General features: G+C 64.4%; 24 protein-coding genes. 20 read left to right on the top strand and 4 right to left on the bottom strand.

Going from position 1 to position 25,165, the window contains the following annotated elements; all coding sequences use genetic code 11:
• Positions 1 to 58: 58 nt before the first annotated feature.
• From ACNFG0_RS01275 to ACNFG0_RS01250, 6 genes are all read left to right on the top strand, one after another.
• Positions 59 to 892 (top strand): alpha/beta fold hydrolase, encoded by an 834-nt coding sequence (locus tag ACNFG0_RS01275; RefSeq protein ID WP_196143080.1) that lies wholly within the window; start codon positions 59 to 61, stop codon positions 890 to 892.
• Entirely contained in the window at positions 889 to 2,370 is a 1,482-nt protein-coding gene (locus tag ACNFG0_RS01270) for an aldehyde dehydrogenase (protein WP_196143081.1), read from the top strand. Before ACNFG0_RS01275 ends, ACNFG0_RS01270 begins: the two co-directional genes overlap by 4 nt.
• Before the next feature lie 14 nt (positions 2,371 to 2,384).
• Entirely contained in the window at positions 2,385 to 2,870 is a 486-nt protein-coding gene (locus tag ACNFG0_RS01265) for a flavin reductase family protein (protein WP_196143082.1), read from the top strand.
• Between the two features lie 173 nt (positions 2,871 to 3,043).
• The gene (locus ACNFG0_RS01260; protein WP_196154359.1) at positions 3,044 to 3,433 is read left to right on the top strand and encodes a carboxymuconolactone decarboxylase family protein; all 390 of its coding nucleotides are present in this window, start codon (positions 3,044 to 3,046) and stop codon (positions 3,431 to 3,433) included.
• Positions 3,434 to 3,524: 91 nt separating this feature from the next.
• Positions 3,525 to 4,277 carry a GntR family transcriptional regulator gene (locus ACNFG0_RS01255; RefSeq protein WP_196143083.1) on the top strand — a complete coding sequence of 251 codons (753 nt, stop codon included), beginning with the start codon at positions 3,525 to 3,527 and terminating at the stop codon, positions 4,275 to 4,277.
• Between the two features lie 2 nt (positions 4,278 to 4,279).
• Positions 4,280 to 4,843, top strand: a complete 564-nt coding sequence (locus ACNFG0_RS01250) for an NUDIX hydrolase (RefSeq protein WP_196143084.1) — start codon at positions 4,280 to 4,282, stop codon at positions 4,841 to 4,843.
• 91 nt (positions 4,844 to 4,934) lie between these two features.
• Here the strand turns inward: ACNFG0_RS01250 and ACNFG0_RS01245 are convergent, their stop codons facing one another.
• On the bottom strand, positions 4,935 to 5,423 hold the full coding sequence (locus tag ACNFG0_RS01245) for an RES family NAD+ phosphorylase (protein WP_328303998.1): 489 nt from the start codon (positions 5,421 to 5,423) through the stop codon (positions 4,935 to 4,937).
• A complete protein-coding gene (locus ACNFG0_RS01240) occupies positions 5,405 to 5,911 on the bottom strand; it encodes an antitoxin Xre/MbcA/ParS toxin-binding domain-containing protein (protein WP_196154360.1) in 507 nt (168 codons plus the stop codon). Before ACNFG0_RS01240 ends, ACNFG0_RS01245 begins: the two co-directional genes overlap by 19 nt.
• 259 nt (positions 5,912 to 6,170) lie before the next feature.
• On the opposite strand from ACNFG0_RS01240, the gene ACNFG0_RS01235 reads away from it, so the two are divergent.
• Positions 6,171 to 7,523, top strand: a complete 1,353-nt coding sequence (locus ACNFG0_RS01235) for an SPFH domain-containing protein (protein WP_196143357.1) — start codon at positions 6,171 to 6,173, stop codon at positions 7,521 to 7,523.
• Positions 7,524 to 7,572: 49 nt separating this feature from the next.
• Here ACNFG0_RS01235 and ACNFG0_RS01230 read toward each other — a convergent pair whose 3' ends face one another.
• On the bottom strand, positions 7,573 to 7,866 hold the full coding sequence (locus ACNFG0_RS01230) for a DUF1330 domain-containing protein (RefSeq protein WP_196154361.1): 294 nt from the start codon (positions 7,864 to 7,866) through the stop codon (positions 7,573 to 7,575).
• A gap of 77 nt (positions 7,867 to 7,943) precedes the next feature.
• On the opposite strand from ACNFG0_RS01230, the gene ribBA reads away from it, so the two are divergent.
• The 5 genes from ribBA (at position 7,944) to ACNFG0_RS01205 (ending at position 13,323) form a co-directional block, all read left to right on the top strand.
• Complete coding sequence (ribBA, locus tag ACNFG0_RS01225) at positions 7,944 to 9,065, top strand: bifunctional 3,4-dihydroxy-2-butanone-4-phosphate synthase/GTP cyclohydrolase II (RefSeq protein WP_416763826.1); 1,122 nt, start codon at positions 7,944 to 7,946, stop codon at positions 9,063 to 9,065.
• 335 nt (positions 9,066 to 9,400) lie between these two features.
• Entirely contained in the window at positions 9,401 to 10,426 is a 1,026-nt protein-coding gene (locus tag ACNFG0_RS01220; RefSeq protein WP_416763825.1) for a polyamine ABC transporter substrate-binding protein, read from the top strand.
• Entirely contained in the window at positions 10,423 to 11,340 is a 918-nt protein-coding gene (locus ACNFG0_RS01215) for an ABC transporter permease (protein WP_196143090.1), read from the top strand. Before ACNFG0_RS01220 ends, ACNFG0_RS01215 begins: the two co-directional genes overlap by 4 nt.
• A gap of 5 nt (positions 11,341 to 11,345) precedes the next feature.
• Complete coding sequence (locus ACNFG0_RS01210; RefSeq protein WP_196154367.1) at positions 11,346 to 12,155, top strand: ABC transporter permease; 810 nt, start codon at positions 11,346 to 11,348, stop codon at positions 12,153 to 12,155.
• Positions 12,156 to 12,174: 19 nt separating this feature from the next.
• Positions 12,175 to 13,323, top strand: a complete 1,149-nt coding sequence (locus ACNFG0_RS01205; protein ID WP_196154368.1) for an ABC transporter ATP-binding protein — start codon at positions 12,175 to 12,177, stop codon at positions 13,321 to 13,323.
• A 130-nt stretch (positions 13,324 to 13,453) separates the two neighbouring features.
• Here the strand turns inward: ACNFG0_RS01205 and ACNFG0_RS01200 are convergent, their stop codons facing one another.
• Positions 13,454 to 14,365 (bottom strand): LysR family transcriptional regulator, encoded by a 912-nt coding sequence (locus tag ACNFG0_RS01200; protein ID WP_196143093.1) that lies wholly within the window; start codon positions 14,363 to 14,365, stop codon positions 13,454 to 13,456.
• Positions 14,366 to 14,464: 99 nt separating this feature from the next.
• Here ACNFG0_RS01200 and ACNFG0_RS01195 point away from each other — a divergent pair, with 99 nt between their 5' ends.
• The 8 genes from ACNFG0_RS01195 (at position 14,465) to glcE (ending at position 25,165) form a co-directional block, all read left to right on the top strand.
• Complete coding sequence (locus ACNFG0_RS01195) at positions 14,465 to 15,556, top strand: tartrate dehydrogenase (RefSeq protein ID WP_196154369.1); 1,092 nt, start codon at positions 14,465 to 14,467, stop codon at positions 15,554 to 15,556.
• Positions 15,557 to 15,739: 183 nt separating this feature from the next.
• On the top strand, positions 15,740 to 17,338 hold the full coding sequence (locus ACNFG0_RS01190) for a BCCT family transporter (RefSeq protein ID WP_416763823.1): 1,599 nt from the start codon (positions 15,740 to 15,742) through the stop codon (positions 17,336 to 17,338).
• Between the two features lie 176 nt (positions 17,339 to 17,514).
• The gene (locus ACNFG0_RS01185; protein ID WP_416763822.1) at positions 17,515 to 18,633 is read left to right on the top strand and encodes an aromatic ring-hydroxylating oxygenase subunit alpha; all 1,119 of its coding nucleotides are present in this window, start codon (positions 17,515 to 17,517) and stop codon (positions 18,631 to 18,633) included.
• A gap of 48 nt (positions 18,634 to 18,681) precedes the next feature.
• Positions 18,682 to 20,130 (top strand): NAD-dependent succinate-semialdehyde dehydrogenase, encoded by a 1,449-nt coding sequence (locus tag ACNFG0_RS01180; protein ID WP_416763821.1) that lies wholly within the window; start codon positions 18,682 to 18,684, stop codon positions 20,128 to 20,130.
• Positions 20,131 to 20,192: 62 nt separating this feature from the next.
• A complete protein-coding gene (locus ACNFG0_RS01175) occupies positions 20,193 to 21,167 on the top strand; it encodes a PDR/VanB family oxidoreductase (protein ID WP_196154372.1) in 975 nt (324 codons plus the stop codon).
• A gap of 92 nt (positions 21,168 to 21,259) precedes the next feature.
• Complete coding sequence (locus tag ACNFG0_RS01170) at positions 21,260 to 22,492, top strand: M20/M25/M40 family metallo-hydrolase (RefSeq protein WP_196166288.1); 1,233 nt, start codon at positions 21,260 to 21,262, stop codon at positions 22,490 to 22,492.
• 121 nt (positions 22,493 to 22,613) lie between these two features.
• Positions 22,614 to 24,113: a glycolate oxidase subunit GlcD gene (gene glcD / locus ACNFG0_RS01165; protein ID WP_196143100.1), complete on the top strand. Its 1,500-nt coding sequence runs from the start codon at positions 22,614 to 22,616 to the stop codon at positions 24,111 to 24,113.
• Positions 24,113 to 25,165 carry a glycolate oxidase subunit GlcE gene (gene glcE, locus ACNFG0_RS01160; RefSeq protein WP_416763820.1) on the top strand — a complete coding sequence of 351 codons (1,053 nt, stop codon included), beginning with the start codon at positions 24,113 to 24,115 and terminating at the stop codon, positions 25,163 to 25,165. Before glcD ends, glcE begins: the two co-directional genes overlap by 1 nt.

Below are 25,165 nucleotides of genomic sequence, written 5' to 3'. Positions count from 1 at the left end.
GGCCGGGGCGTTGCGCGCAAGCACTGCTGCCACGCCCGACCATCGAGGAGCGCCCTCCATGATTCAGCCTGTTGCTGAACGTACACCCGCCGGGACCAGCTACCTGAGCCTCGGCCAGGGCCAGCCTGTGGTGCTGATCCACGGCGTGGGCCTTAACAAGGAAATGTGGGGCGGGCAATTCGTCGGCCTGTCCAACGACTACCGCGTCATCGCCTACGACATGCTCGGCCACGGCCAGAGCCCGCGCCCTGCCGCCGATACCGACCTTGCCGGCTACGCTGCCCAGCTGGCCGAACTGCTCGACCACCTGCAGGTTGCGCAGGCCACGGTCATCGGTTTCTCCATGGGCGGCCTGGTCGCCCGCGCCTTCGCCCTGCACTACCCGCAGCGCCTGGCGGCGCTGGTGGTGCTCAACAGCGTGTTCAACCGCAGCCCCGAGCAGAGCGCCGGCGTCATCGCCCGTGCCGCCCAGGCCGCTGAACACGGCCCCGATGCCAATGCCGAGGCGGCCCTGGCACGCTGGTTCAGCCGCGAATACCAGGCGGCCAACCCGGCCCAGGTCGCGGCCATTCGTCAGACCCTCGCCGGCAATGACCCGCAGGGCTACCTGACCACCTATAAATTGTTTGCCACCCAGGACATGTACCGCGCCGAGGATCTGGGCAGCATCCAGGTACCAGCACTGATCGCCACCGGCGAGCATGACCTGGGCTCGACCCCGGACATGGCCCGCCAGCTGGCGGCGCGTATCCCAGGGGCACGCAGCGTAGTGCTGGCCGAACAACGGCACATGATGCCGGTGGAGGCGCCACGCGAAGTCAATAAGATGCTGCTGGACTTCCTCAAGCAAGCCCGCACGTTCACCGAATCCGCCAAGGGGATAGTGGCATGACCCTCGTACGTTTCCAGATGTGCATCGACGGCCAATGGTGCGATGCGCAGAGCGCCAAAACTTTCGACAGCCTCGACCCGGCGACCGCCAAGGCCTGGGCGCAACTGCCCGATGCCGATGAAGCCGACGTCGAGCTGGCCGTGCAAGCCGCCCAGCGTGCCTTCGAAAACCCGGCCTGGCGTGGCCTGACCGCCACTGCGCGCGGCAAGCTGCTGCGCCGCCTGGGCGACCTGATCGCCGAGAACAAGGAACACCTGGCCCAGCTGGAGAGCCGCGACAACGGCAAGCTGATCCGCGAAACCCGCGGTCAGGTCGGCTACCTGCCGGAGTTCTTCCATTACACCGCGGGCCTGGCCGACAAGCTCGAAGGCGGCACCCTGCCCCTGGACAAGCCGGATCTGTTCGCCTACACCGTGCACGAACCCATCGGCGTGGTGGCCGGGATCATCCCCTGGAACAGCCCGCTGTACCTGACCGCGATCAAGCTGGCTCCGGCGCTGGCCGCCGGCAACACCATCGTACTCAAGCCGTCCGAGCATGCCTCGGCGACCATCCTGGAGTTGGCACGGCTGGCCCATGAAGCCGGCTTCCCGGCAGGTGTGGTCAACGTAGTCACAGGCTTCGGCCCCAGCACCGGTGCGGCGCTGACCCGCCACCCACTGGTGCGCAAGATCGCCTTCACCGGCGGCGCCGCGACCGCCCGCCACGTGGTGCGCAGCAGCGCCGAGAACTTCGCCAAGCTGTCGCTGGAACTGGGCGGCAAGTCGCCGAACATCATCTTCGCCGATGCCGACCTGGACAGCGCCATCAATGGTGCCGTCGCCGGTATCTATGCTGCCTCCGGGCAAAGCTGCGTGGCAGGTTCGCGCCTGCTGGTGCAGGACGAGATCTTCGACGAGTTCGTCTCGCGCCTGGTGGAACGTGCAAAGCGCATCCGCATCGGCAACCCCCAGGACGACGCCAGCGAGATGGGCCCGATGGCCACCGCTCAACAGCTGGCCGTGGTGGAAGGCCTGGTCGCCGCCGCCAAAGCCGAGGGCGCCAAGCTGCACCTGGGCGGCAAGCGCGCCGAGGTCGAGGGTGATGGCTGGTTCTATGAACCGACCCTGTTCGAGTGCGACAGCAACTCGATGAAGATCATGCAAGAAGAAGTGTTCGGCCCGGTGGCGGCGGTGATCCGCTTCAAGACCGAGCAAGAAGCCCTGGCCATCGCCAACGACTCGCAGTTCGGCCTCGCCGCCGGCATCTGGACCCGCGACCTGGGCCGTGCCCACCGCCTGGCCCGCGACGTGCGCTCGGGCATCATCTGGGTCAACACGTATCGCGCAGTCTCGGCCATGGCACCGATCGGTGGTTTCAAGAACAGCGGCTACGGCCGCGAAAGCGGCATCGACTCGGTGCTCGCCTATACCGAGCTGAAGACGGTGTGGATCAACCTCTCCACCGCGCCCATGCCCGACCCGTTCGTGATGCGTTGACCGAGGGCACGAAGATGATCGAACCAGGCATCTACAAAGACGTAATGGGCTCCTTCCCGTCTGGCGTCACGGTGGTCACCACCCTGGACGCCGACGGCGCCATCGTCGGCATCACCGCCAGTGCCTTCAGCGCGCTGTCGATCGACCCGGCGCTGGTGCTGTTCTGCCCCAACTACGCGTCCGACACCTACCCGATCCTGCGCGACAGCAAGCAGTTCGCCATCCACCTGTTGTCCGCCGACCAGACCGCCGAGGCCTATGCCTTCGCCGGCAAGGGCAAGGACAAGGCCAAAGGGGTGGAGTGGCACCTGAGCGAGCTGGGCAACCCGCTGCTGGCCAAGGCCACGGCGATCATAGAATGCGAGCTGTGGCGCGAATACGACGGGGGCGACCACGCGATCATCGTCGGCCAGGTGAAGAACCTGATCCTGCCGGCCGAGCCGGTGACGCCGATGGTGTATCACAAAGGCAAGCTCGGGGCGCTGCCCACGCTGGGTTAATTGGGCCGCTGCGCGCGCCATCGCGGGACAAGCCCACGTCTACACGACGCAGCCCTTGTTGAGCGGGCTTGCCCCGCGATGGACTGCAACGCAGCGCCGGCACTTTCCGGGGGCCGCGCATACCCCCTCACCTTCGGTTGCGGCCCCTTTTTTTCTACGCAGGAGCACGGCACATGAGCAACGAGAAATACGACAAAGGCCTGCAGATCCGCACCCAGGTGCTGGGTGAGGACTACGTCAATCGTTCCATCCAGAACGCCGACGACTTCACGAAGCCGTTGCAGGAGCTGGTCACCGAATATTGCTGGGGCCACGTCTGGGGCCGCGATGGCTTGTCGCTCAAAGAGCGCAGCATGATAAACTTGGCCATGATTTCCGCGCTCAACCGGCCCCACGAGCTCAAGCTGCACATTCGCGGCGCCTTGCGAAATGGCCTGAGCCGTGAACAGATACGCGAGATCCTGCTCCAGGTCGGCATTTATTGCGGCGTACCCGCGGCGGTGGACAGCTTCCGCCTGGCCCGCGAGGCGTTCGCCGAAGCCGATGCGGAGTCAACCCGTTAACAGCGGGCTGTTCGAACCACGCAAGGAGAGCGCCCCAGGTTCGTGGTGCTCCCCAGGCCGCGTCCGGGCAGCCTCATTCAGAGCGCATTCGATGAAACGCCAGCCCCTCGACGACAGCTTCAAGGTCAACCGCAACCCCGTTACCCTGCGCGAAATCGTGCTCGACAAACTGCGTGGGGCGATCATGAACTTCCATCTGCTGCCCGGCGATCGCCTGGTCGAACGCGACCTCTGCGACCGCCTCGGGGTCAGCCGCACCTCGGTTCGCGAAGCGCTACGCCACCTCGAATCCGAAGGCCTGGTGGAGTTCGCCGACGCCAAGGGCCCGCGTGTGGCGATCATCACCCTTGAAGACGCCCGCGATATCTATGAGCTGCGCTGCGTGCTCGAAGGGCTGATCGTCCAGTTGTTCACTCTCAATGCCAAGGCCAAGGACATCCGCGCGCTGGAGCGTGCCTTGGAAGTCAACCGCGAAGCCCTGGAAGAAGGCGAGCTGCAACAGGTGCTGGAGTCGGTGCAGGGCTTCTACGACGTACTCCTGGAAGGCTCCGGCAACCAGGTCGCCGCCCAGCAGCTGCGCCAGTTGCAGGCCCGCATCAGCTACCTGCGCGCCACCTCGGTGTCCCAGGAAAACCGTCGCGGCGCGAGCAACCAGGAAATGGAAAAAATCGTCGAGGCAATCAAGAGCGGCGACCCGCAACGTGCGCACCAGGCCTCGGTCGACCACGTACGCGCCGCCGCCAAGGTGGCCCTGGACTACCTGCGTCAGAAGCAGGAGGACAACGCCAAGATCCGCGACATCGTCGAACCCCTGCCCCTCAAAGACCCTCGCATAGGCCGCTGACCATGCCTCCCGCCCCGCGCTATTGCCCGCACTGCACCACGGAGCTCGCCCGGGGCATTCCCAGCGGCGACACCCATGAGCGCCTGCATTGCGCCGGGTGTGGCTATGTCCACTACATCAACCCCAAGATCATCGCCGGCTGCATCATCGAGCGCGATGGCAAGTACCTGCTGTGCCAGCGCGCCATCCCTCCTCGCCCCGGCACCTGGACCTTGCCGGCCGGCTTCATGGAGGCCGGCGAGACCACCGAACAGGCCGCCTTGCGCGAGGTCTGGGAGGAAAGCGGCGTGCGCGGTGAGATCGTCTCGCCCTATTCGATCTTCAGCGTGCCCAAGATCAGCGAGGTGTACATCATCTTCCGCGCCATCGCCACGCAAGAGACCGGCCAGTACGGCCCCGAGACCCTCGCCTACCGCTTCTTCGCACCCGACGAGATTCCCTGGGACGAGATCTACTACCCTGCTATTCGCCAGATCCTCGAGCGCTACATCCTGGAGCGCCAGGCCGGGGTGTACGGTATCTACATGGGCAACGACGATACGGGCAAGGTGCACTTCATTCGTTGATGGGTTGGTATTTGTAGGGCTGCGCGGTAGCCCAATCGCCGGCAAGCCGGCTCCCACCAAGCCCCCGCAGGGCTCATATATGTGAGGCCGATCAATCCGTGCGCACCTTGAACATCCGCTCGTCATAGGCGAAATCGAACACGTCGCGCACGCGGACCTCGCGTACCGCCGGGTGCAGCGGGTTGACCACCAGGTTGCGCTCCAGTTGCAGGACTACCGAAGGTACGATGAGCCCCAGGTGGCTACGCGCTTCGAGCCAGCGAGTGCCGAACAACATGCTGGGGTTGTCGGCCGGCAACGCATCCCAGCCGGCAGGCAGCTCGTCGGCTGCAGGCTCCAGGTACAACGCCGGATCATCGGGCAGCTCGAAACAGGTGATAGTGAGTGGAAAACGTGGGCGCCCGGCGGCATGGACGAAGGTCTCCAGCGTGCAGATCGCCGGCGACAAGCCCATGTACAACGCCGGCACGTCGATCTGGTTCCAGCGCCCGCCAACGATGGCCGCGCCCCTGCCACTGAGGTCATCCGCCCGGGAAGCCTTGGCGACGCGCCAGGCCAGCATCAGACGACGCCACCCCATTCCAGGGCCACGAGCGCCCGGCGTACCTGCTTGGCGCCAATCTCGGTCTCGCACAGCATCACCGGGGCCATGCCGCCGAGCGCATCATTGGGCCGGGACATCCAGGCCACGGCCGGCTCCTCGCCTTCGAAAACCGCCACCGCTTGATGGGTGATTTCGGCGATGCGGTCCAGCCGTTCGGACGCCACGGCATCGAGCGGCTGGTTGTCGCGTACACGGCGCTCGAGGGTCGAAATCGATGCATTGAACAATGCCGCCAGCTGTTTTTCCGGCAGGCTGAACAGGCGCTTGACTTCCTGATAGAGCCTGGCCGGCAGCCCGTCGCGGATCTGTAACAGGCGCTGGGCCTCGGTCAACTGGCCGTGGGCCTTGGAATAGCCCCAGAACGTACTGCCCGCCTCGCGGACCTCGAGCGCTGCCTTGCGCCCACCTTCGATCGTGGCATAACGCGCACGACGGGCTGGTGCTTGCTTGGTCGTCTCGATCATGCTCACCTCATTTGGTGATTCAAAAACGTCAAATGAAGGATACACCGGATCAAGCGCCTTTGCACCGGCCCTTTCCCAACCTGCTGTCGGCATTGGCCATAACGCGGTCGCCCCGCCCGCCTGAAAGCTCGTCTTCGTGTGCTGCACAGGCCTTGCCCACAACATTGTGCGACGCCTCCTACAAGGAGGGCTGATCATCCCGGCAGACCCCAGCCGCGTCCATCGTCAGCATGCCCGGTCTCTGGATAAGGAGCATCCCATGCATAAAAGCCCACAGGCTGAACCCGTCTTTTTACACAAGCACCGCAAGCTCATCGCCGTCATTGCCATCCCGGTGGTTGCCCTTGGTGTCCTCGCGACGCTCTTCGACAAGATATTCTTCTACAACGAGGCAGGTCAGATGACCCATGTGCGCACCATCTTCGGTGAGGAGAAAGTGGTCGAGGATGTCGGCTATGCGACCAAATGGTTTGGTCGCAGCACCATCTGGCGGCGCACCATCGGCGTTCAGTCAGCCCTGCAGGTGGATCAACAGGATGAGGCGCCTCGTGGACAAGCTGCCGTGGTTCTGCAGAACCTGCCCATCGTGTTCCTGGGCAATGTCGATGCCAAGGCTGAATTCAGCACCCAGTTTCGCCTGCCCTCAGGGGACGCCTTTCTGAAAATCGCACAGGAATACCGTACGCCAGACAACTTCCTCCAGCGTGCATTGCTGCCAGCGATCAAGGAAACCCTCCAGGCCACGGCGTCGCTGATGAGTGCAGACGACTACTATGCCGGCAACCGCAGCCACTTCGGCGCTGAATTCGAGAACCAGTTACGTAACGGCCTGTACCTCACCAGCCGCAAGGAAATCCGCGTCAAGCGTGACAATCTTCCGGCGCAAACCGCCATTCTCCAAGCCGGTACGGACCAGGGCAGCTTCGGGGACAACGCCTCGACCCGTTTCGTCATCGAAAAGAAGCTCGACAAGAATGGACAGGAACTGCGCAAGCAGCAGCAATTCCGCCTGTTCGGTGTCGAAGTGGTCGATGCACGGGTCACCCATATAGACCCCAACCCGCAGTACCAGCAGCGGATGGTTCGTGTGCAGCAGGCATTGGCGGAGCTGGCTGTCGCCCGGCAGAACCGGTTGAAGGAGGAGGAAGAAAAGGAACTGGTTTCTGCTCGAGGCGCCAAGGACGTCGAGGCCAAGCGCCAAGAAAGCCTGCGTCAGCAGATCGAGCGCACCACCGAAGCCGAAACCGAAAAGCAACTCACGTTGATCAACGCCGAACGAGAGAACCGACGCGCCGAGATAGACAAGCAGACCGCCGAATTACTGCGGGACAAGGCCAGGGTCAATGCCGAAGCGACCAAAATCACCGCCGACGCCGAAGCCTACGCCCGTGAGGCCTCGCTCAAGGCCGACGGTGCCTTGCAAATCAAGCTCGAGACATTGGTGCAAATCAACCGTGCCTGGGCCGATGCAGCAGCACGAGCCCCTGTCCCGAACGTCATGATGGGTGGTGCAGAAGGTGGCATCGGGCGCCAGGATGAAATGAGCAAGCTCATGGGCATACTGGCGGCAAAGGCGGCCAAGGATCTGGCATTGGACCTCAACGCGCACTGAGTCCCGAACACACCGGTTACGACATTGCGCCCTGTTGCGCTGTTGACGCTCAGGGCGCAACGCCCTCGACGATGATCACTTCGGCCTTCGCCACCCCCTGCCGATAACGGCACGCCTCCTGATAGGCCTCCGAGCGGTAGCACGCCAGCGCCTGTTCATATGAATCGAATTCGATCACCACGCTACGCTGTGGGGTAGGCCTTCCCTCCATCGCCTCGCTGCGCCCGCCACGGGCCAGCAGACGGCCGCCAAACGCGGCGAAGGCTGCCGGGGCGCGTTGGGTGTACTGCTGGTATTGCTCGGGGTCGGTGACATCCACATGGGCGATCCAGTAGGCCTTCATCCATCGCTCTCCTGTAAAAGGTTATTTGTGTATGATGGTATACCATAAAAATCACCCCACCACAGCGAGTGTGCAGCATGGCTTTCAACAGCATCGAAGAACTCCTCGAAGACTACCGGCAAGGCAAGATGGTCTTGCTGGTGGACGACGAAGACCGTGAAAACGAGGGCGACCTGCTGATCGCCGCCGAGCGCTGTGACGCACAGGCCATCAACTTCATGGCCCGCCAGGCGCGCGGGCTGATCTGCCTGACCTTGACCGACGAACATTGCCAGCGCCTGGGTCTGGAACAGATGGTGCCGGCCAACGGCAGCGTGTTCAGCACCGCCTTCACCGTGTCCATCGAGGCTGCCACGGGCGTCACCACCGGTATTTCCGCCGCCGACCGGGCCCGCACCGTGGCGGCAGCCATGGCCCCCGACGCCCGCCCCGAAGACCTGGTGCAGCCAGGCCATATCTTCCCCCTGCGCGCCCGCGAAGGCGGCGTGCTGACCCGCGCCGGGCACACCGAGGCCGGTTGCGACCTGGCCCGTCTGGCCGGCTTTGCCCCTGCCTCGGTGATCGTCGAAGTGCTCAACGACGACGGCACCATGGCCCGACGCCCGGACCTTGAGCTGTTCGCCGAACACCATGGCATCAAGATCGGCACCATCGCCGACCTGATCCACTACCGCCTGAGCACCGAGCAGACCATCAAGCGCATCGGCGAGCGCGAGCTGCCCACCGTACATGGCACTTTCCGCCTGGTGACCTACGAAGACCGCATCGAAGGCGGCGTACACATGGCCATGGTGATGGGCGATATCCGCCGCGACCACCCGACCCTGGTACGGGTGCATGTGATCGACCCGTTGCGCGACCTGGTCGGCGCCGAATATGCCGGTCCCGCCAACTGGACGTTGTGGGCAGCCTTGCAGAAGGTTGCCGCCGAAGGCGTGGGGGTGGTGGTGATCCTGGCCAACCACGAATCCTCCCAAGCCTTGCTCGAACGTGTGCCGCACCTGACCCACCCGGCCAAACCGTTCCAGCGTGGTCAGTCGAAGGTGTACTCGGAAGTCGGTACCGGCGCGCAGATTCTCCAGGACCTGGGTGTGGGCAAGCTGCGCCACCTGGGGCCGCCACTGAAGTACGCGGGGCTTGCCGGGTATGAGCTGGAGGTGGTGCAAAGCATCCCGTTCGAGCCTGCCGAGTTCAATTGACAATTTGGGGCTGCTACGCAGCCCCATCGCGGCACAAGGCCGCTCCTACAGGGACGGCGGCGCACGAATGGCGCTGACCCTGTAGGAGCGGCCTTGTGCCGCGAAAGGGCCGCATAGCGGCCCCAGATCTTTTGGTTTTAGTGATGGCCGGTCGCCTTCGACCTCTTGCCAAAAGTTTGGAATACCATAATATGATATCCCGTAGACCTTGAATTTCCGGCCGCGCCTACACTTCAAAGAACGGCCACGCGACATCGTTGGAAAGCTGCTCCCCGAACACATGGCGGGCGACAGGAAGCCCGCTCAAATAACAAAAGCAATTGAGGGCGTTAACCATGCTGTTAAGCAAACGAGTCACCGCAGTGCTGTCCGCCAGCCTGCTGTCCCTGGCCTGCCAAACCACCCTGGCCGCCGAGAGCCTGAACTTCGTCAGCTGGGGCGGCACCACTCAAGACGCCCAGAAACAGGCATGGGCCGAACCCTTCAGCGAGAGCACCAAGATCAAGGTCGTGCAGGACGGCCCTACCGACTACGGCAAGCTCAAGGCCATGGTCGAAAGCGGCAACGTGCAGTGGGATGTGGTCGACGTCGAGGCTGATTTCGCGCTGCGCGCGGCCAGCGAGGGCCTGCTCGAGCCCCTGGACTTCACCGCCATCCAGCGCGATCGCATCGACCCGCGCTTCGTCTCCGACCATGGCGTGGGCTCGTTCTTCTTCTCCTTCGTGCTCGGCTACAACGAAGGCAAGCTCGGTGCCAACAAGCCGGTCGACTGGACCGCGCTGTTCGACACCAAGACCTACCCGGGCAAGCGCGCTCTGTACAAGTGGCCGAGCCCTGGCGTGCTCGAATTGGCCCTGCTGGCCGACGGCGTCCCGGCCGACAAACTCTACCCGCTGGACCTGGACCGCGCCTTCAAGAAGCTCGACACCATCAAGAAGGACATCGTCTGGTGGGGCGGTGGCGCCCAGTCCCAACAGTTGCTGGCCTCCGGCGAAGCCTCCCTCGGCCAGTTCTGGAATGGCCGCGTCTACGCCCTGCAGCAGGATGGCGCACCGGTGGGTGTGAGCTGGAAGCAGAACCTGGTCATGGCCGATTTCCTGGTCATCCCCAAGGGCGCCAAGAACAAGGACGCGGCCATGAAATTCCTGGCCAATGCCAGCAGCGCCAAGGGCCAGGCCGACTTCGCCAACCTCACCGCCTATGCCCCAGTCAACCTCGACAGTATCGCCCAGCTCAAGCCCGAGCTCGCCCCGAACCTGCCAACTGCCTACGCCCAGGACCAAGTCACCCTGGACTTCGCCTACTGGGCAAAGAATGGTCAAGCCATCGCGGCCCGCTGGAATGAGTGGCTGGTCAAATGAAAGTCGCCATCAACGCCCTGCAAAACGCGCAAGGTGCCCCCAGCGGCACCGGCGCTCCGGGGGCGGCCATAAGCCGCCCGCCCTTGAGCCAACGCTGGCGCGGCAGCCGCAATCTGCTGCCGGCCCTGCTGTTCCTCGGCTTGTTCTTCTTCGCACCACTGATCGGTCTGCTGCTGCGCGGCGTACTGGAGCCGGTGCCGGGGCTGGGCAACTATGAGCAGTTGTTCGCCAATTCGGCCTACACGCGGGTGCTGTTCAACACCTTCTCGGTGGCGGGACTGGTGACCGTGATCAGCGTGCTGCTGGGCTTTCCGCTGGCCTGGGCGATCACCCTGGTACCGAGGGGCTGGGGCCGCTGGCTGCTGAACATCGTACTGTTGTCGATGTGGACCAGCCTGCTGGCGCGCACCTATTCCTGGCTGGTGCTGCTGCAGGCGTCGGGGGTGATCAACAAGGTGTTGATGGCGCTCGGCATCATCGATGCGCCGTTGGAGATGGTGCACAACCTTACCGGCGTGGTGATCGGCATGAGCTACATCATGATCCCGTTCATCGTCCTGCCCCTGCAGGCGACCATGCAGGCCATCGACCCGATGGTGCTGCAGGCCGGCTCCATCTGCGGCGCCAGCCCCTGGACCAATTTCTGGAAAGTGTTCATCCCGCTGTGCCGCTCGGGGCTGTTCTCCGGCGCACTGATGGTATTCGTCATGTCGCTCGGCTACTACGTGACCCCCGCCCTGCTCGGCGGCGCGCAGAACATGATGCTGCCCGAATTCATCGTCCAGCAGGTGCAGTCGTTCCTCAATTGGGGCCTGGCCAGTGCCGCCGCCGCGCTGCTGGTACTGATCACCCTGGTGCTCTTCTACTTCTACCTGAAGCTGCAGCCGGAATCCCCGGTCGGCAACGCGAGGTAAACGCCATGCTCCTGACTCCCAATGCCATGGGCCGACCACTGCGCACCGGCCTGTACCTGACCACCGGGGTGATCGCGGCGTTCCTGCTGCTGCCGATCCTGTTCATCGTGCTGCTGTCGTTCGGCTCGTCCCAGTGGTTGGTATTCCCGCCGCCGGGCTGGACCTTCAAATGGTACGAGCAGTTCTTCTCCAACCCCGAGTGGATGGACGCCGCCCTGGCCAGCCTCAAGGTCGCCGTGCTCACCACGGTGTGCGCAGTGCTGTTGGGCCTGCCCACCGCCTTCGCCCTGGTGCGCGGGCGCTTTCCGGGACGCGAGTTGCTCTATGGCCTGTTCACCCTGCCGATGATCGTGCCGCTGGTGATCATCGCCGTGGCGGTGTATGCCCTGTTCCTCAAGCTCGGCTACACCGGCACGCTGTTTTCCTTCGTGGTCAGCCATGTGATCGTCGCCCTGCCGTTCACCATCATCTCGATCATCAACTCGCTGAAGCTGTTCGACCAATCGATCGAGGACGCCGCGGTGATCTGCGGTGCCTCGCGATTGCAGGCGATCTTCAAGGTCACCTTCCCGGCGATCCGCCCGGGGATGATCGCCGGCGGCCTGTTCGCCTTCCTGGTCTCCTGGGACGAGGTGGTGCTCAGCGTGATGATGGCCAGCCCCACCCTGCAGACCCTGCCCGTGAAGATGTGGACCACCCTGCGCCAGGACCTGACCCCAGTGATCGCCGTCGCTTCGACGTTGCTGATCGGCCTGTCGGTCCTGGTCATGGTCATCGCCGCCGCCCTGCGCCGGCGCAACGAAGTCAGCGCCTGAGCGCCCGGAGACAACAACAATGAGTGCAGTGATGAAAGATGCCGCGCCCGCCAAGACCCTGGTCAGCCTGCGCAACCTGAACAAGCACTACGGTGACTTCGCCGCCGTGGACAACATCAGCCTGGACATCCAGGACGGCGAGTTCCTGACCTTCCTCGGCTCCAGCGGCTCGGGCAAATCCACCACCCTGTCTATGCTGGCCGGCTTCGAGACGCCCAGCAGCGGCGAGATCCTGGTCGATGGCCAGTCGCTGGTCAAGGTGCCGCCGCACAAGCGCGACATCGGCATGGTGTTCCAGCGCTACTCGCTGTTCCCGCACCTGTCGGTACGCGACAACATCGCCTTCCCCCTGGCGATACGCAAGCACAGTGCCGCCGAGACTGCCAAGCGGGTCGATGCCATGCTCAAGCTGGTGCAGCTCGAGAAGTTCGCCCATCGCCGCCCCGCGCAGCTTTCCGGTGGCCAGCAACAGCGTGTGGCCATTGCCCGGGCGCTGGTGTACGAACCACGCATCCTGCTGATGGACGAACCCCTCGGCGCCCTGGACAAGAAACTGCGCGAAGACCTGCAGGACGAACTGCGCCAGCTGCACCGACGCCTGGGCATCACCATCGTCTATGTGACCCACGACCAGGAAGAAGCCATGCGCCTGTCCCAGCGCATCGCGATCTTCAGCCATGGCAAGATCGTCGGCCTGGGCAGCGGCTATGACCTGTACCAGAACCCGCCGAATGCCTTCGTCGCCTCGTTCCTGGGCAACTCCAACTTCCTTCGGGTCAAGGCCACCAGCAACGGCGCGGCCAGCTTCGAGGGGCAATCGTTGGCGATCCGGCTGACCACCGGGCTGACGGTCGGCCAGGACGCGTTGATCATGGTACGCCCGGAAAAGGCCTTGGCCCTGACGGCCGATCAGGCAGCGCGCGAGGCGTTGCCGGCGGGCTGGAACGAGGTCACGGCCAAGGTGGCCGAGGTGCTGTTCCTCGGCGAGAGCCAGACCTGCCATGTGGTGACCGCAGGTGGCACGGAACTGACCGTGAAGGCGCTGTCGGCGGCCGGAATGGCGATGCAGCCTGGCGATAGCGTGAAGGTGCGTTGGGCGGTGGCCGATGCCTGCACCTATACCGAGTGGGCCGAGAGCGACCTGAGCAAGGCCGCCGGGGCGCATTGATCCTTTGCCATGCCTGGGGGCCGCTTTGCGGCCCTTTCGTGGCACCAGGCCGCTCCTCCAGCGAACGGTGCACACGGCTCCTGTAGGAGCGGCCTTGTGCCGAGAAAGGGCCGCAAAGCGGTCCCGGCTATCACCCAGGCAACCGATACCGCTCGGCAAAATATTGCCGGAAGAACTCCACCGCCACCCGCACCTTGGCCGAGCCCGCCAGGGGTGTGGTGTACACCGCCCAGATATCCGCGACTTGCTGGTAACCCTCCAACACCTGCACCAGGCGCCCATCGGCGATGTTATCGTGCACGTCCCACCATGAACGCAGCAAAATGCCCCGCCCATCCAGGCACCACTGGTGGGCCACCTCGCCATGGTTGCTCGACAGCGCTCCGGTCACCCGCACGCTCTCTTCGCCATCGGGCCCTTCCAGGTGCCACACGCCAAAGGGGTGGTCACGTTCCTTGATCACCAGGCAATCATGGCTGGCCAGATCCGCCAGGCTTTTCGGCGTACCGCGCCGTGCCAGGTACTGGGGGGCCGCGCACAGCACCCGACGGTTGCGTGCCAGGGGCTTGGCGATCAGGTTCGGGGCAATCACGTTGCCGACTCGGATGTCCAGGTCCACCCCTTCGGCGATCAGGTCCACCAGACGGTCGTGCACATCCAGGCGAATGTCCAGTTTCGGGTAGCGCGCCGCCAACTCCGACAGCGCCGGCGCCACGAAGCGCCGCCCCAGGCCCAGACTGCTGGCGATACGCAGTTGCCCCGCCGGTTCGCGCTGGCCGGCATTGAGGTCGTCGTCCATGCGCTGCAGGGCTTCGAAGATCTGCTGCGCCCATTGGTACACCCGCTCCCCCTCCTCGCTCACCGTCACCCGTCGGGTGGTGCGGTGCAATAGGCGCACGCCGAGGTTTTCCTCGAGCAGGCGGATACGCTTGCTGACGAAGGCCGCGGACATTCCGCGCTCGTCCGCCACTGCGGCGAAGCTGGCGCGGCGCGCCACTTGCAGGAAGATATCGAGGTCGTCCAGGTTCGGCAGATTATTCACGATTCGTGCACCAAGAATTGATGGATCGCCGGATTATCTCCGGAACGCATCCTTATAGCATGGCCTGCATCCGTTACCCAGAACAGCGAGTGCGCCCCCATGAGCAAGACCTTCAAAATCGCCGCCATCCCCGGAGACGGCATCGGCAACGAAGTCCTCCCCGAAGGCATCCGCGTGGTCGAAGCGGCCGCGCGCAAGCATGGCCTGAACCTTGAAATCGAGTACTTCGAATGGGCCAGCTGCGACTACTACCTGGCCCACGGCAAGATGATGCCCGACGACTGGTTCGAGCAACTCAAAGGCTTCGACGCCCTGTACTTCGGCGCTGTCGGCTGGCCGGACAAGGTACCTGACCATATTTCCCTGTGGGGCTCGCTGCTCAAGTTCCGTCGCGACTTCGACCAGTACGTGAACATCCGCCCAGTGCGCCTGTTCCCCGGCGTCCCCTGCCCGCTGGCAGGCAAGGCCCCTGGCGACATCGACTTCGTGGTGATCCGCGAAAACACCGAGGGCGAGTACTCGTCCCTGGGCGGTCGCATGTTCGAAAACACCGAGAACGAGTTCGTGCTGCAGGAGTCGGTATTCACCCGTCGCGGCGTCGACCGCATCCTCAAGTACGCCTTCGACGTGGCCCAGACCCGCGAGCGCAAGCACGTGACCTCGGCGACCAAGTCCAACGGCATGGCCGTGAGCATGCCCTACTGGGACGAGCGCACCGCCGCGATGGCCGCACACTACCCAGAGATCAGCTGGGACAAGCAGCACATCGACATCCTCTGCGCCCGCTTCGTGCTGCAACCGGAGCGCTTCGATGTGGTAGTCGCCTCCAACCTGTTCGGCGACATCCTCTCCGACCTGGGCCCTGCCTGCGCCGGCACCATCGGCATCGCGCCGTCGGCCAACCTCAACCCTGAGCGCACGTTCCCGTCGCTGTTCGAACCGGTCCATGGTTCGGCACCGGATATCTATGGCAAGAACATCGCCAACCCGATCGCCATGATCTGGTCCGGCGCACTGATGCTCGAGTTCCTCGGCAAGGACGGCGACGACGCCCGCTACCAGGCCGCCCACGACGACATCCTCAAGGCCATCGAGACGGTCATCGCCAACGGCGACACCACCCGCGACATGGGTGGCAGCCGTTCCACCCAGGAAGTGGGCAAGGCCATCGCCGAGCTGCTGGGCGCTTAATCGATAAACCTGAGCCGACTGTCAGGATTGTCTGACAGTCGACTTGCAGTACGTAACAATTCAATGCACACTTCGTTAACCAAAAGATATGCGTAAACTTTCGGTTAACAGTCGAGGAAAAAAGCTATACCTGACAAGGATTTCCCAAGCGCTTAGCATTCCAAACGCTCCAGGAGACAATTGATGTCCCACAAGAATAAAAAGATTGATGTATTCCTGATCACCGTGAGCCTGATCGCCGTCTTGCTCACTGTCATCGGCCTTGCGCTGTTCCCTGCCGAGGCAGAAAGCATGGCCAACCAGCTGTTCGAACTGTCCACCCGCACCTTCGGCACCAGCGTTCAGGTGTTGGTCTTCGGTAGCTCCCTGGCCGTGCTGTACCTGGCGTTCAGCAAGTACGGCAATATCCGCCTGGGTGCAGGCAAGCCCGAGTACTCCACCGCGACCTGGGTGTTCATGTTCATCTGCGCTGGCATGGGTTCCTCGACCCTGTACTGGGGCGTCATGGAATGGGCCTACTACTACCAGACGCCCGGCCTGAACATCGCACCGATGTCGGCCCAGGCACTGGAATACAGCGTCAGCTACTCCTTCTTCCACTGGGGCATCAGCGCCTGGTCGATCTATGCCCTGGCATCCCTGGCCATGGCCTACCACTTCCACGTACGCAAGAAGAGCGGCCTGAACCTGGCCTCGATCATCGAAGCGGTCACCGGCTTCAAGGCCACCGGCCCCGTCGGCCGCACCGTGGACCTGATCTTCCTGCTGACCATGATGGGCGCGCTGACCGTTTCCCTGGCCCTGACCGCCTCGACCCTGACCCGCGGCCTGTCGGACCTTGCCGGCACCCCCAACACCTTCACCGTGCAATTGATGGTGATCGGTGCGGTGGCGCTGTTGTTCTCGCTCAGTTCCTACATCGGCATCGACGGCGGCCTGCAACGCCTGTCGAAGATGGTCTGCGTCGGCGCCCTGCTGTTCGCCGTGGTGGTGTTGCTGGTCGGCCCGACCCAGTTCACCGTCAACAACACCGCCAACGCCATTGGCCTGATGATCCAGCAGTACGTACACATGAGCCTGTTCACCGACCCTGCTGGCGATGGCGCCTTCACCCGCAACTGGACCGTGTTCTACTGGCTGTGGTGGGTGTCCTATGCACCGGGCGTGGCCATGTTCGTCGCCCGAGTGTCGCGCGGCCGGCAAATCAAGGAAGTGGTGTTCGCCCTGCTGATGGGTGGCAGCTTTGGATGCTGGTTCTTCTTCGGTGCTCTGGAAAGCTACAGCATGCACCAGTTCATCAACGGCCAGATCGACGTGCCGAAGCTGCTCAGCACCGTCGGTGGCGAAGCGGCGGTGACCGACCTGCTGCTGGCCCTGCCATGGGGCACGCTGTTCCTGGCGGTGTACTTGTTCATCATGGCGGTGTTCTGCGCCTCGCACATGGACGCTGCGGCCTATGCCGTGGCGGCCACCAGCACCCGTAACTTGCGCGAAGGCGAGGACCCGAGCCCGACCCTGCGTCTGTTCTGGTGCATCGTGCTGACCCTGGTGCCGCTGGCCATGCTGTTCGCCAAGGCATCGCTGTCGACCATGAAGACCGCCGTGGTGCTGACCGCCATTCCATTCATGCTGATCCTGCTGGTGAAGATCTACGGCTTCTTCAAGTGGCTGGCCGCCGATTACGGCCAGGTTCCGGCCTACCGGATCGAGGAAGAGGCTGCGCGCCTGGCTGGCGAGGAACCCGTCGAGCAAGCACCGCGAAGCGCGGCTGCCATGCACTGAGTTGGGACTGCACTGCCCTGTGAAGGTCAGTGCAGGTAGCGCGGGGACCGCTTGGCGGTCCTTTCGCGGCACAAGGCCGCTCCTACAGAAGAGCGGCTGAACCAAGGCAAATTTTTTTGCCCACCCTGTTAACCCATAGATACGCGTTAACCAATAAGTAAAACCGAGATAGAGCCATGAACGATTTCAAACGCCTGCCCGCCGATTTCTGCGCCAACCCTGAAGTAGCCTTCACCATTCCGGCCAATTTCTACACCCAGGCCGCGGTGTTCGAGCACGAGAAGGAAGCGATCTTCGCCAAGAGCTGGATCTGCGTCGGTCACCGCAGTGAAGTCGCCGAGAAGAACGCCTACATCACCCGTGAGGTGATCGGCGAAAGCATCATCGTCGTACGCGGCCGCGACGACGTGCTGCGCGCCTTCTACAACGTCTGCCCGCACCGTGGCCACCAACTGCTCGAAGGCAGCGGCAAGGCCAAGAATGTGATCACCTGCCCGTACCACGCCTGGACCTTCAAGCTCGACGGCGAGCTGGCCCACGCCCGCAACTGTGAGAACGTGGCCGGCTTCGACAAGGAAAACTCCACCCTGGTGCAACTGCGCGTCGAAGAGTACGCAGGCTTCATCTTCATCAACATGGACATGGAGGCCGGCAGCGTCGAAGACCAGCTGCCAGGCCTGCAGAAGCGTATGCGCGAAGCCTGCGGCGTGATCGACGACCTGCATCTGGCCGCACGTTTCGTCAGCGATACGCCGGCCAACTGGAAGTCGATCGTCGACAACTACCTGGAGTGCTACCACTGCGCCCCGGCCCACCCAGGCTTCTCCGACTCCGTGGACGTCGGCCAGTACAACCACAGCCTGCATGGCAACTGGACCCTGCAGTACGGCCTGGCCAAGCCTTCGGAGCAGTCGTTCAAGTTCGACGAATCGGTCAAGGACCCCTCCTTCGCCGGCTTCTGGGCCTGGCCGTGCACCATGTTCAACGTGCCGCCGGGAGCGAACTTCATGACCGTGATCTATGAGTTCCCAGTCGATGCCGAAACCACCCTGCAGCATTACGACATCTACTTCCTGAACAAGGACCTCACCGAAGAGCAGCTCAAGCTCATCGACTGGTACCGCGAAGTGTTCCGCCCGGAAGACCTGCGCCTGGTGGAAAGCGTGCAAAAGGGCCTGAAGTCCCGCGGCTACCGCGGCCAAGGCCGGATCATGGTCGACCAGCAGCGCAGCGGCGTGAGCGAACACGGCATCGCCCACTTCCACAACCTGATCGCCATCGCCCACCTGGACTGATGCACCCGGCCGCCGGCCCAGCGGTCGGCGGCCTTCGGAGAACCTTGCGTGAAACTTCAAGACAACAAGCTGTTCCGCCAGCAGGCCTACATCGCCGGTCGCTGGTGCGATGCCGACGGCCGGCAGACCTTGGCGGTCAACGACCCGGCCAGCGGCGAGCTGCTCGGCCATGTACCGCTGATGGGCGCCGCCGAGGCCGTGCGCGCCATCGAAGCAGCCGAGACGGCCCTGGCTGACTGGCGTGGACGTACGGCCAAGGGGCGGGCGAACATCCTGCGCCGCTGGTTCGAACTGCTGCTCGAGCACGAGCACGACCTGGCCCAGCTGATGACCCGTGAACAGGGCAAGCCCCTGCACGAGGCCTTGGGCGAAATCCGCTACGCCGCCTCCTTCGTCGAATGGTTCGCCGAAGAAGGCAAGCGCGTCTACGGCGACGTGATCCCAAGCCCGGCCAACGACAAGCGCCTGCTGGTGATCAAGCAAGGCATCGGCGTCTGCACCGCGATTACCCCGTGGAACTTCCCGGCGGCGATGATCACCCGCAAGGTCGCCCCGGCCCTGGCCGCTGGCTGCACCATCGTGGTCAAGCCGGCCAACGAAACCCCGTTCAGCGCCCTGGCACTGGTCGAACTCGCTGAGCGCGCGGGCGTCCCGGCCGGCGTGTTCAGCGTGGTCACCGGCGATGCCCCGGCCATCGGCGCCCAGTTCACCGGCCACCCGAGCGTGCGCAAGCTCAGCTTCACCGGTTCCACCCCGGTAGGCCGCCTGCTCATGGGCCAATGCGCCGAAACCATCAAGAAAGTCAGCCTGGAACTGGGCGGCAACGCGCCGTTCATCGTCTTCGACGATGCCGACATCGACGCAGCGGTCGACGGTGCGCTGATCGCCAAGTACCGCAACGCCGGGCAGACCTGCGTGTGCGTCAACCGTTTCTATGTGCACGACAGCGTCTACGAGCGATTCGCGCAGCGTTTCGTCGAGCGCGTGCGCGCCCTGACGGTCGGCCACGGCCATGCCGAAGGCACGCAGATCGGCCCGCTGATCAGCGACAAGGCCGTGGCCAAGGTGCGCAGCCTGATCGACGACGCCACCGGTAAAGGCGCCAGCGTGCTGCTCGGTGGCAAGGCCCACGCACTGGGAGGGCAATTCTTCGAGCCGACCGTGCTCGCCGACATCGCCCCTGGCATGGAGCTGTTGCAGGAAGAAATCTTCGGCCCGGTGGCCGCATTGGTGCGCTTCACCACCGATGACGAAGTGATCGCGCTGGCCAACGCCACCCAGTACGGCCTGGCGGCGTATTTCTACAGCCGCGACCTGGCCCGCGTGTTCCGCGTGGCCGAGCGCCTGGAGTACGGCATGGTCGGCATCAATACCGGGCTGATCTCCAACGAGGTCGCACCGTTCGGTGGCGTCAAGCAATCGGGCCTGGGCCGCGAAGGCTCCAAGTACGGCATCGAGGACTATCTGGAAATCAAGTACCTGTGCCTCGCCGTTTGAGCAGGCCAGTATCCGTGCCACGCGGCAGGGCCTGCCGTGTGTGCTGCAAGTCGAGGTGAACCATGGCCAAGCAATACGAAATGTTCAAGGTGCGAGTCACCGACGTGGAACAGGCCACGCCGCTGATCAAGCGCTTCACCCTGGCCCGCGAAGACGGCGCCGCCCTGCCCGCCTTCACCGGCGGCAGCCACGTCATCGTGCAGATGCAGTCGGCCTGCGGCAACCGGTTCAGCAACGCCTACTCGTTGATGAGCGACCCGCGTGACCTCTCCCACTACCAGATCGGCGTGCGCCTGGAAGAGCAGTCCAAGGGCGGTTCGGCGTTCATGCACAACCAGGTCGAGGTGGGCAGCGAACTGACCATCTCCACCCCCAACAACCTGTTCGCCCTCGACCCTGCGGCTGGCCGCCATGTGCTGATCGCCGGCGGCATCGGCATCACCCCGTTCCTGGCTCAGTTGCACGAGCTCGAAGGCAGCGGTACCCCCTACGAACTGCACTACGCCTTCCGTGCGCCGGAACATGGCGCCTTCCAGGGTGATCTGGAAAGCGGGCCCCATGCACAAAGCACCCGCTTCTACATCGACAGCCTGGACCGCAAGCTGGACCTGGCCGGCCTGTGCGCGGGCCTGGCCGATGACGCACACCTTTACGTGTGCGGGCCCAAGCCGCTGATCGATGCGGTGATCGCCACTGCCGCCGCTGCAGGCATTCACGACTCACGCGTGCACTGGGAGCAGTTCGCCGCCGCCGCGCCTGCCGCAGGTGCCGCGTTCACCGTGGTGCTGGCCAAGTCCGGTACCGAGCTTGAGGTCGAGGAAGGCATGACCATCCTCCAGGCCATCGAGAAAGCCAAGGCGGCCAAGGTCGAATGCCTGTGCCGCGAAGGCGTGTGCGGCACCTGCGAGACCGCCATTCTCGAAGGCGAGGCCGAGCATTTCGACCAATACCTGAGCGACGAGGAGAAAGCCTCGCAGCAAACCATGATGCTGTGCGTGTCCCGCGCCCGCAGCGCCCGCCTGGTGCTGGACCTGTAACACCCAGTGCGCCGGTGCTCGCCTGCGGGCCGGCACCGCGCGCAGTGGTCTAGGCTGTACCTCTTGACCACAAGGAAAAGAGGCCCAAGCCCATGCTTTTGTCACGCCCTCCCTACGCCATGGCCCTGGCGCTGTGCATCGCCTGCTCACCGGCGCTCGCCGCCGAGTCTTCCCCCCACGACCTGCTCGAGCAGGCCCAGGCCGAGCAAGCGGCCTACCTCGCCACCCTCAAGACCCTGGTGTCGGTCGATACCGGTACCGGCACGCAAGCAGGCCTGGCCCAGGTCGGCGCGGAACTGGCCAAGCGCCTGAAGGCCCTGGGTGCCGATGTGCACACCAGCCCGGCCAAACCCTCGGTGGGCGACAACATCGTCGGGACATTCAAGGGCAACGGCAGCAAGGATTTTTTGCTGATGGTGCATTACGACACGGTGTTCGGCCCAGGCACCGTAGCCAAGCGGCCGTTCCGGGTGCAAGGCGAGCGCGCCTATGGCCCAGGCGTGGCCGATGCCAAGGGCGGCGTGGCGATGATCCTGCATGCGCTCAAGCTGCTGCAGGACCAGCAGTTCAAGGGGTATCGCACGCTGACCGTGCTGTTCAACCCGGATGAGGAAATGGGCTCGGCGGGTTCCAAACAGCTCATCGCGCAGCTCGCCCGCAAGCATGACTATGTCTTCTCCTACGAGCCGCCGGACAAGGACGCGGTGACCGTCGCCACCAACGGCATCAACCGCCTCAAGCTCGAGGTGAAAGGGCGCTCCTCCCACGCCGGCTCCGCCCCCGAGCAAGGCCGCAACGCCTTGACCGAACTGGCCCACCAGCTGCTCCAGCTCAAGGACCTGGGCGATGCCAGCAAAGGCACCACGGTGAACTGGACCCTGGCCAAGGCCGGCGAGAAAGCCAACATCATCCCGGCCCTGGCGAGTGCGCAAGCCGACATGCGCTATTCGGACCTCAGCGAAACCGAGCGTGTGGCGGCCGATGCCAGGCGCATCGCGCAAAAGCACCTGATCGAAGACACCCAGGCCACCGTGACCCTGGAAAAAGGCCGCCCGCCCCTGGCCCGCAACGAAGGCTCGCGCCAGTTGGCCGAGACGGCCCGAGAGCTGTACGGCCAGATCGACCATACCCTCGAACCCATCGCCATGCGCTTTGGCACCGACGCCGGCTATGCCTACGTACCCGGCAGCGCCAAGCCGGCGGTGCTGGAGACCATGGGTGTGGTCGGTGCCGGGTTACATGCCGAGGATGAATACATCGAGCTCGCCAGCATCGCCCCACGGTTGTACCTGACGGTGGCGATGATCAGGCGCCTGGCGCAATGATCGGCGCGGCCACTAACGCCTCAACCGCCGGCAAGCCCGCTTCCACAGGGATACGAAGGTAGCCGGCTCGCCGGTGATTGGGGCGCTACAGCCATAACAAGAACAATTCGGCGAACGACACATGAACATCCTCTACGACGACCGCCTCGACGGCCCGTTGCCCACGATCGACAAGGCCCAATTGCTGGCCGAACTGCGCAGCACCCTGCCGGACCTTCAGGTCCTCCACCGCACCGAAGACCTCAAGCCCTACGAGTGCGATGGTCTCTCGGCCTACCGGACCGTCCCCTTGCTGGTGGTGCTGCCCGAGCGCATCGAACAGGTCCAGGCCCTGCTGCGCCTGTGCCACCGTCGCGGCGTCCCGGTGGTGGCACGCGGCGCCGGCACGGGCCTTTCTGGCGGTGCCCTGCCCTTGGCGCAAGGCATCCTGCTGGTGATGGCGCGCTTCAATCGCGTCCTCGAAGTCAACCCGCAAGGCCGCTTCGCCAGGGTCCAACCCGGCGTGCGCAACCTGGCGATCTCCCAGGCCGCAGCGCCCCATGGGCTGTACTACGCGCCAGACCCTTCGTCGCAGATCGCCTGCTCAATCGGCGGCAATGTCGCGGAAAACGCCGGTGGCGTGCACTGCCTGAAATACGGCCTGACCGTGCATAACCTGCTCAAGGTCGACATCCTCACCATCGAAGGCGAACACCTGACCCTGGGCAGCGACACCCTCGACAGCCCCGGCTTCGACCTGCTGGCCTTGTTCACCGGCTCCGAAGGCATGCTCGGCATCGTCATCGAAGTCACCGTCAAGCTGTTGCCCAAGCCCCAGGTGGCACGGGTGCTGCTGGCCAGCTTCGACAAGGTCGAGGACGCCGGCCGCGCGGTGGCCGGCATCCTCGACGCCGGCATCATCCCTGGGGGGCTGGAAATGATGGACAACCTGGCGATCCGCGCCGCCGAGGACTTCATCCACGCGGGCTACCCGGTGGAGGCCGCGGCCATCCTGTTGTGCGAGCTGGACGGCGTCGAAGCCGACGTGCAGGACGACTGCCAACGGGTCGACGCCGTGCTGCGCCAGGCCGGTGCCCGCGACGTGCGCCTGGCCTGCGATGAGGCCGAGCGCGCGCGCTTCTGGGCCGGACGCAAGAACGCCTTCCCTGCGGTAGGGCGCATTTCGCCCGACTACTACTGCATGGACGGCACCATTCCCCGCCGTGAACTGCCACGGGTACTGGAGGGCATCGCCGCACTGTCCGAGGCCCATGGCCTGCGGGTGGCCAACGTGTTCCATGCCGGCGACGGCAACATGCACCCGTTGATCCTGTTCGACGCCAACCTGCCCGGCGAGCTGGAGCGCGCCGAAGCCCTCGGCGGCAAGATCCTCGAACTGTGCGTGGCGGTCGGCGGCAGCATCACCGGCGAGCATGGTGTCGGCCGCGAGAAGATCAACCAGATGTGCGTACAGTTCAACGACGACGAGCTCACCTTGTTCCACGCGGTGAAGGCGGCATTCGACCCCAATGGCCTGCTCAACCCCGGCAAGAACATCCCCACGCTGCATCGCTGCGCCGAGTTCGGTGCGATGCACGTACATCACGGACAGTTGCCCTTCCCTGACCTGGAGCGCTTCTGATGAGCCAGGATCGCGACCTGAGCGAACGCCTGCTGGAGCAGGTCAACCAGGCCCTGGCAATGGGCACGCCGTTGCGTATCCAGGGCGGCAACAGCAAGGCCATGCTCGGCCGCGCGGTCGCTGGGGAAACCCTCGATACCCGCGAGCACCGTGGCATTGTCCACTACGACCCCACCGAACTGGTGATCAGCGCCCGCGCCGGCACGCCTTTGCAACACATCGAGGCGGTGCTGCACGAGGCCGGGCAGATGCTGCCGTGCGAACCCCCTCACCTGGGCCCTGACGCCACCCTCGGCGGCATGGTCGCAGCGGGCTTGTCGGGCCCACGCCGGCCCTGGGCGGGCGCGGTACGTGACTATGTCCTTGGCACCCGGGTCATCACCGGCCATGGCAGGCTGCTGCGCTTTGGCGGCGAGGTGATGAAGAATGTCGCCGGTTATGACGTGTCCCGGTTGATGGCGGCAAGCTTCGGCTGCCTGGGCCTGCTGACCGAGGTGTCGTTGAAGGTACTGCCGCGTCCTCGACAATGCCTGAGCCTGCGCCTGCCGATGACTGTACGCCAGGCCCTGGGCGAGCTGGCCGAGTGGGGTCAACAGCCGTTGCCGATCAGCGCCGCCTGCCACGACGGCCAAGCGCTCTACCTGCGCCTGGAAGGCGGCGAAGGGTCGGTGCTGTCGGCGAGCCAGCGCTTGGGGGGCGAGACGGTCACGAGCCATTTCTGGACAGACTTGCGCGAGCAGCGGCTGCCGTTCTTCGAAGACCCTGCCCCGTTATGGCGGCTGTCGCTGCCCAGCGTCACCGGCGAGCTGGCTCTGCCCGGCCAACAACTGATCGACTGGGGCGGCGCCCAGCGCTGGTTGAAGTCTTCGGCCCCCGCGACGCTGATCCGCGAGCAGGTCGCCAAAGTCGGTGGCCATGCCACGGCCTACACGCCCGGCGACGACAGCATGTCGCCGTTGCCCCCGGCGTTGATGCGCTACCACCGCGCCCTCAAGCGACAACTCGACCCCCAGGGGATCTTCAACCCTGGGCGCCTGTACCCGGACCTGTGA

Origin of the sequence: Pseudomonas sp. NY15372 (genome assembly GCF_048068215.1) — a bacterium.
GTDB classification, from domain to species: Bacteria; Pseudomonadota; Gammaproteobacteria; order Pseudomonadales; family Pseudomonadaceae; genus Aquipseudomonas; species Aquipseudomonas guariconensis_A.
This window is presented reverse-complemented; position numbering and strand designations above follow the sequence as displayed.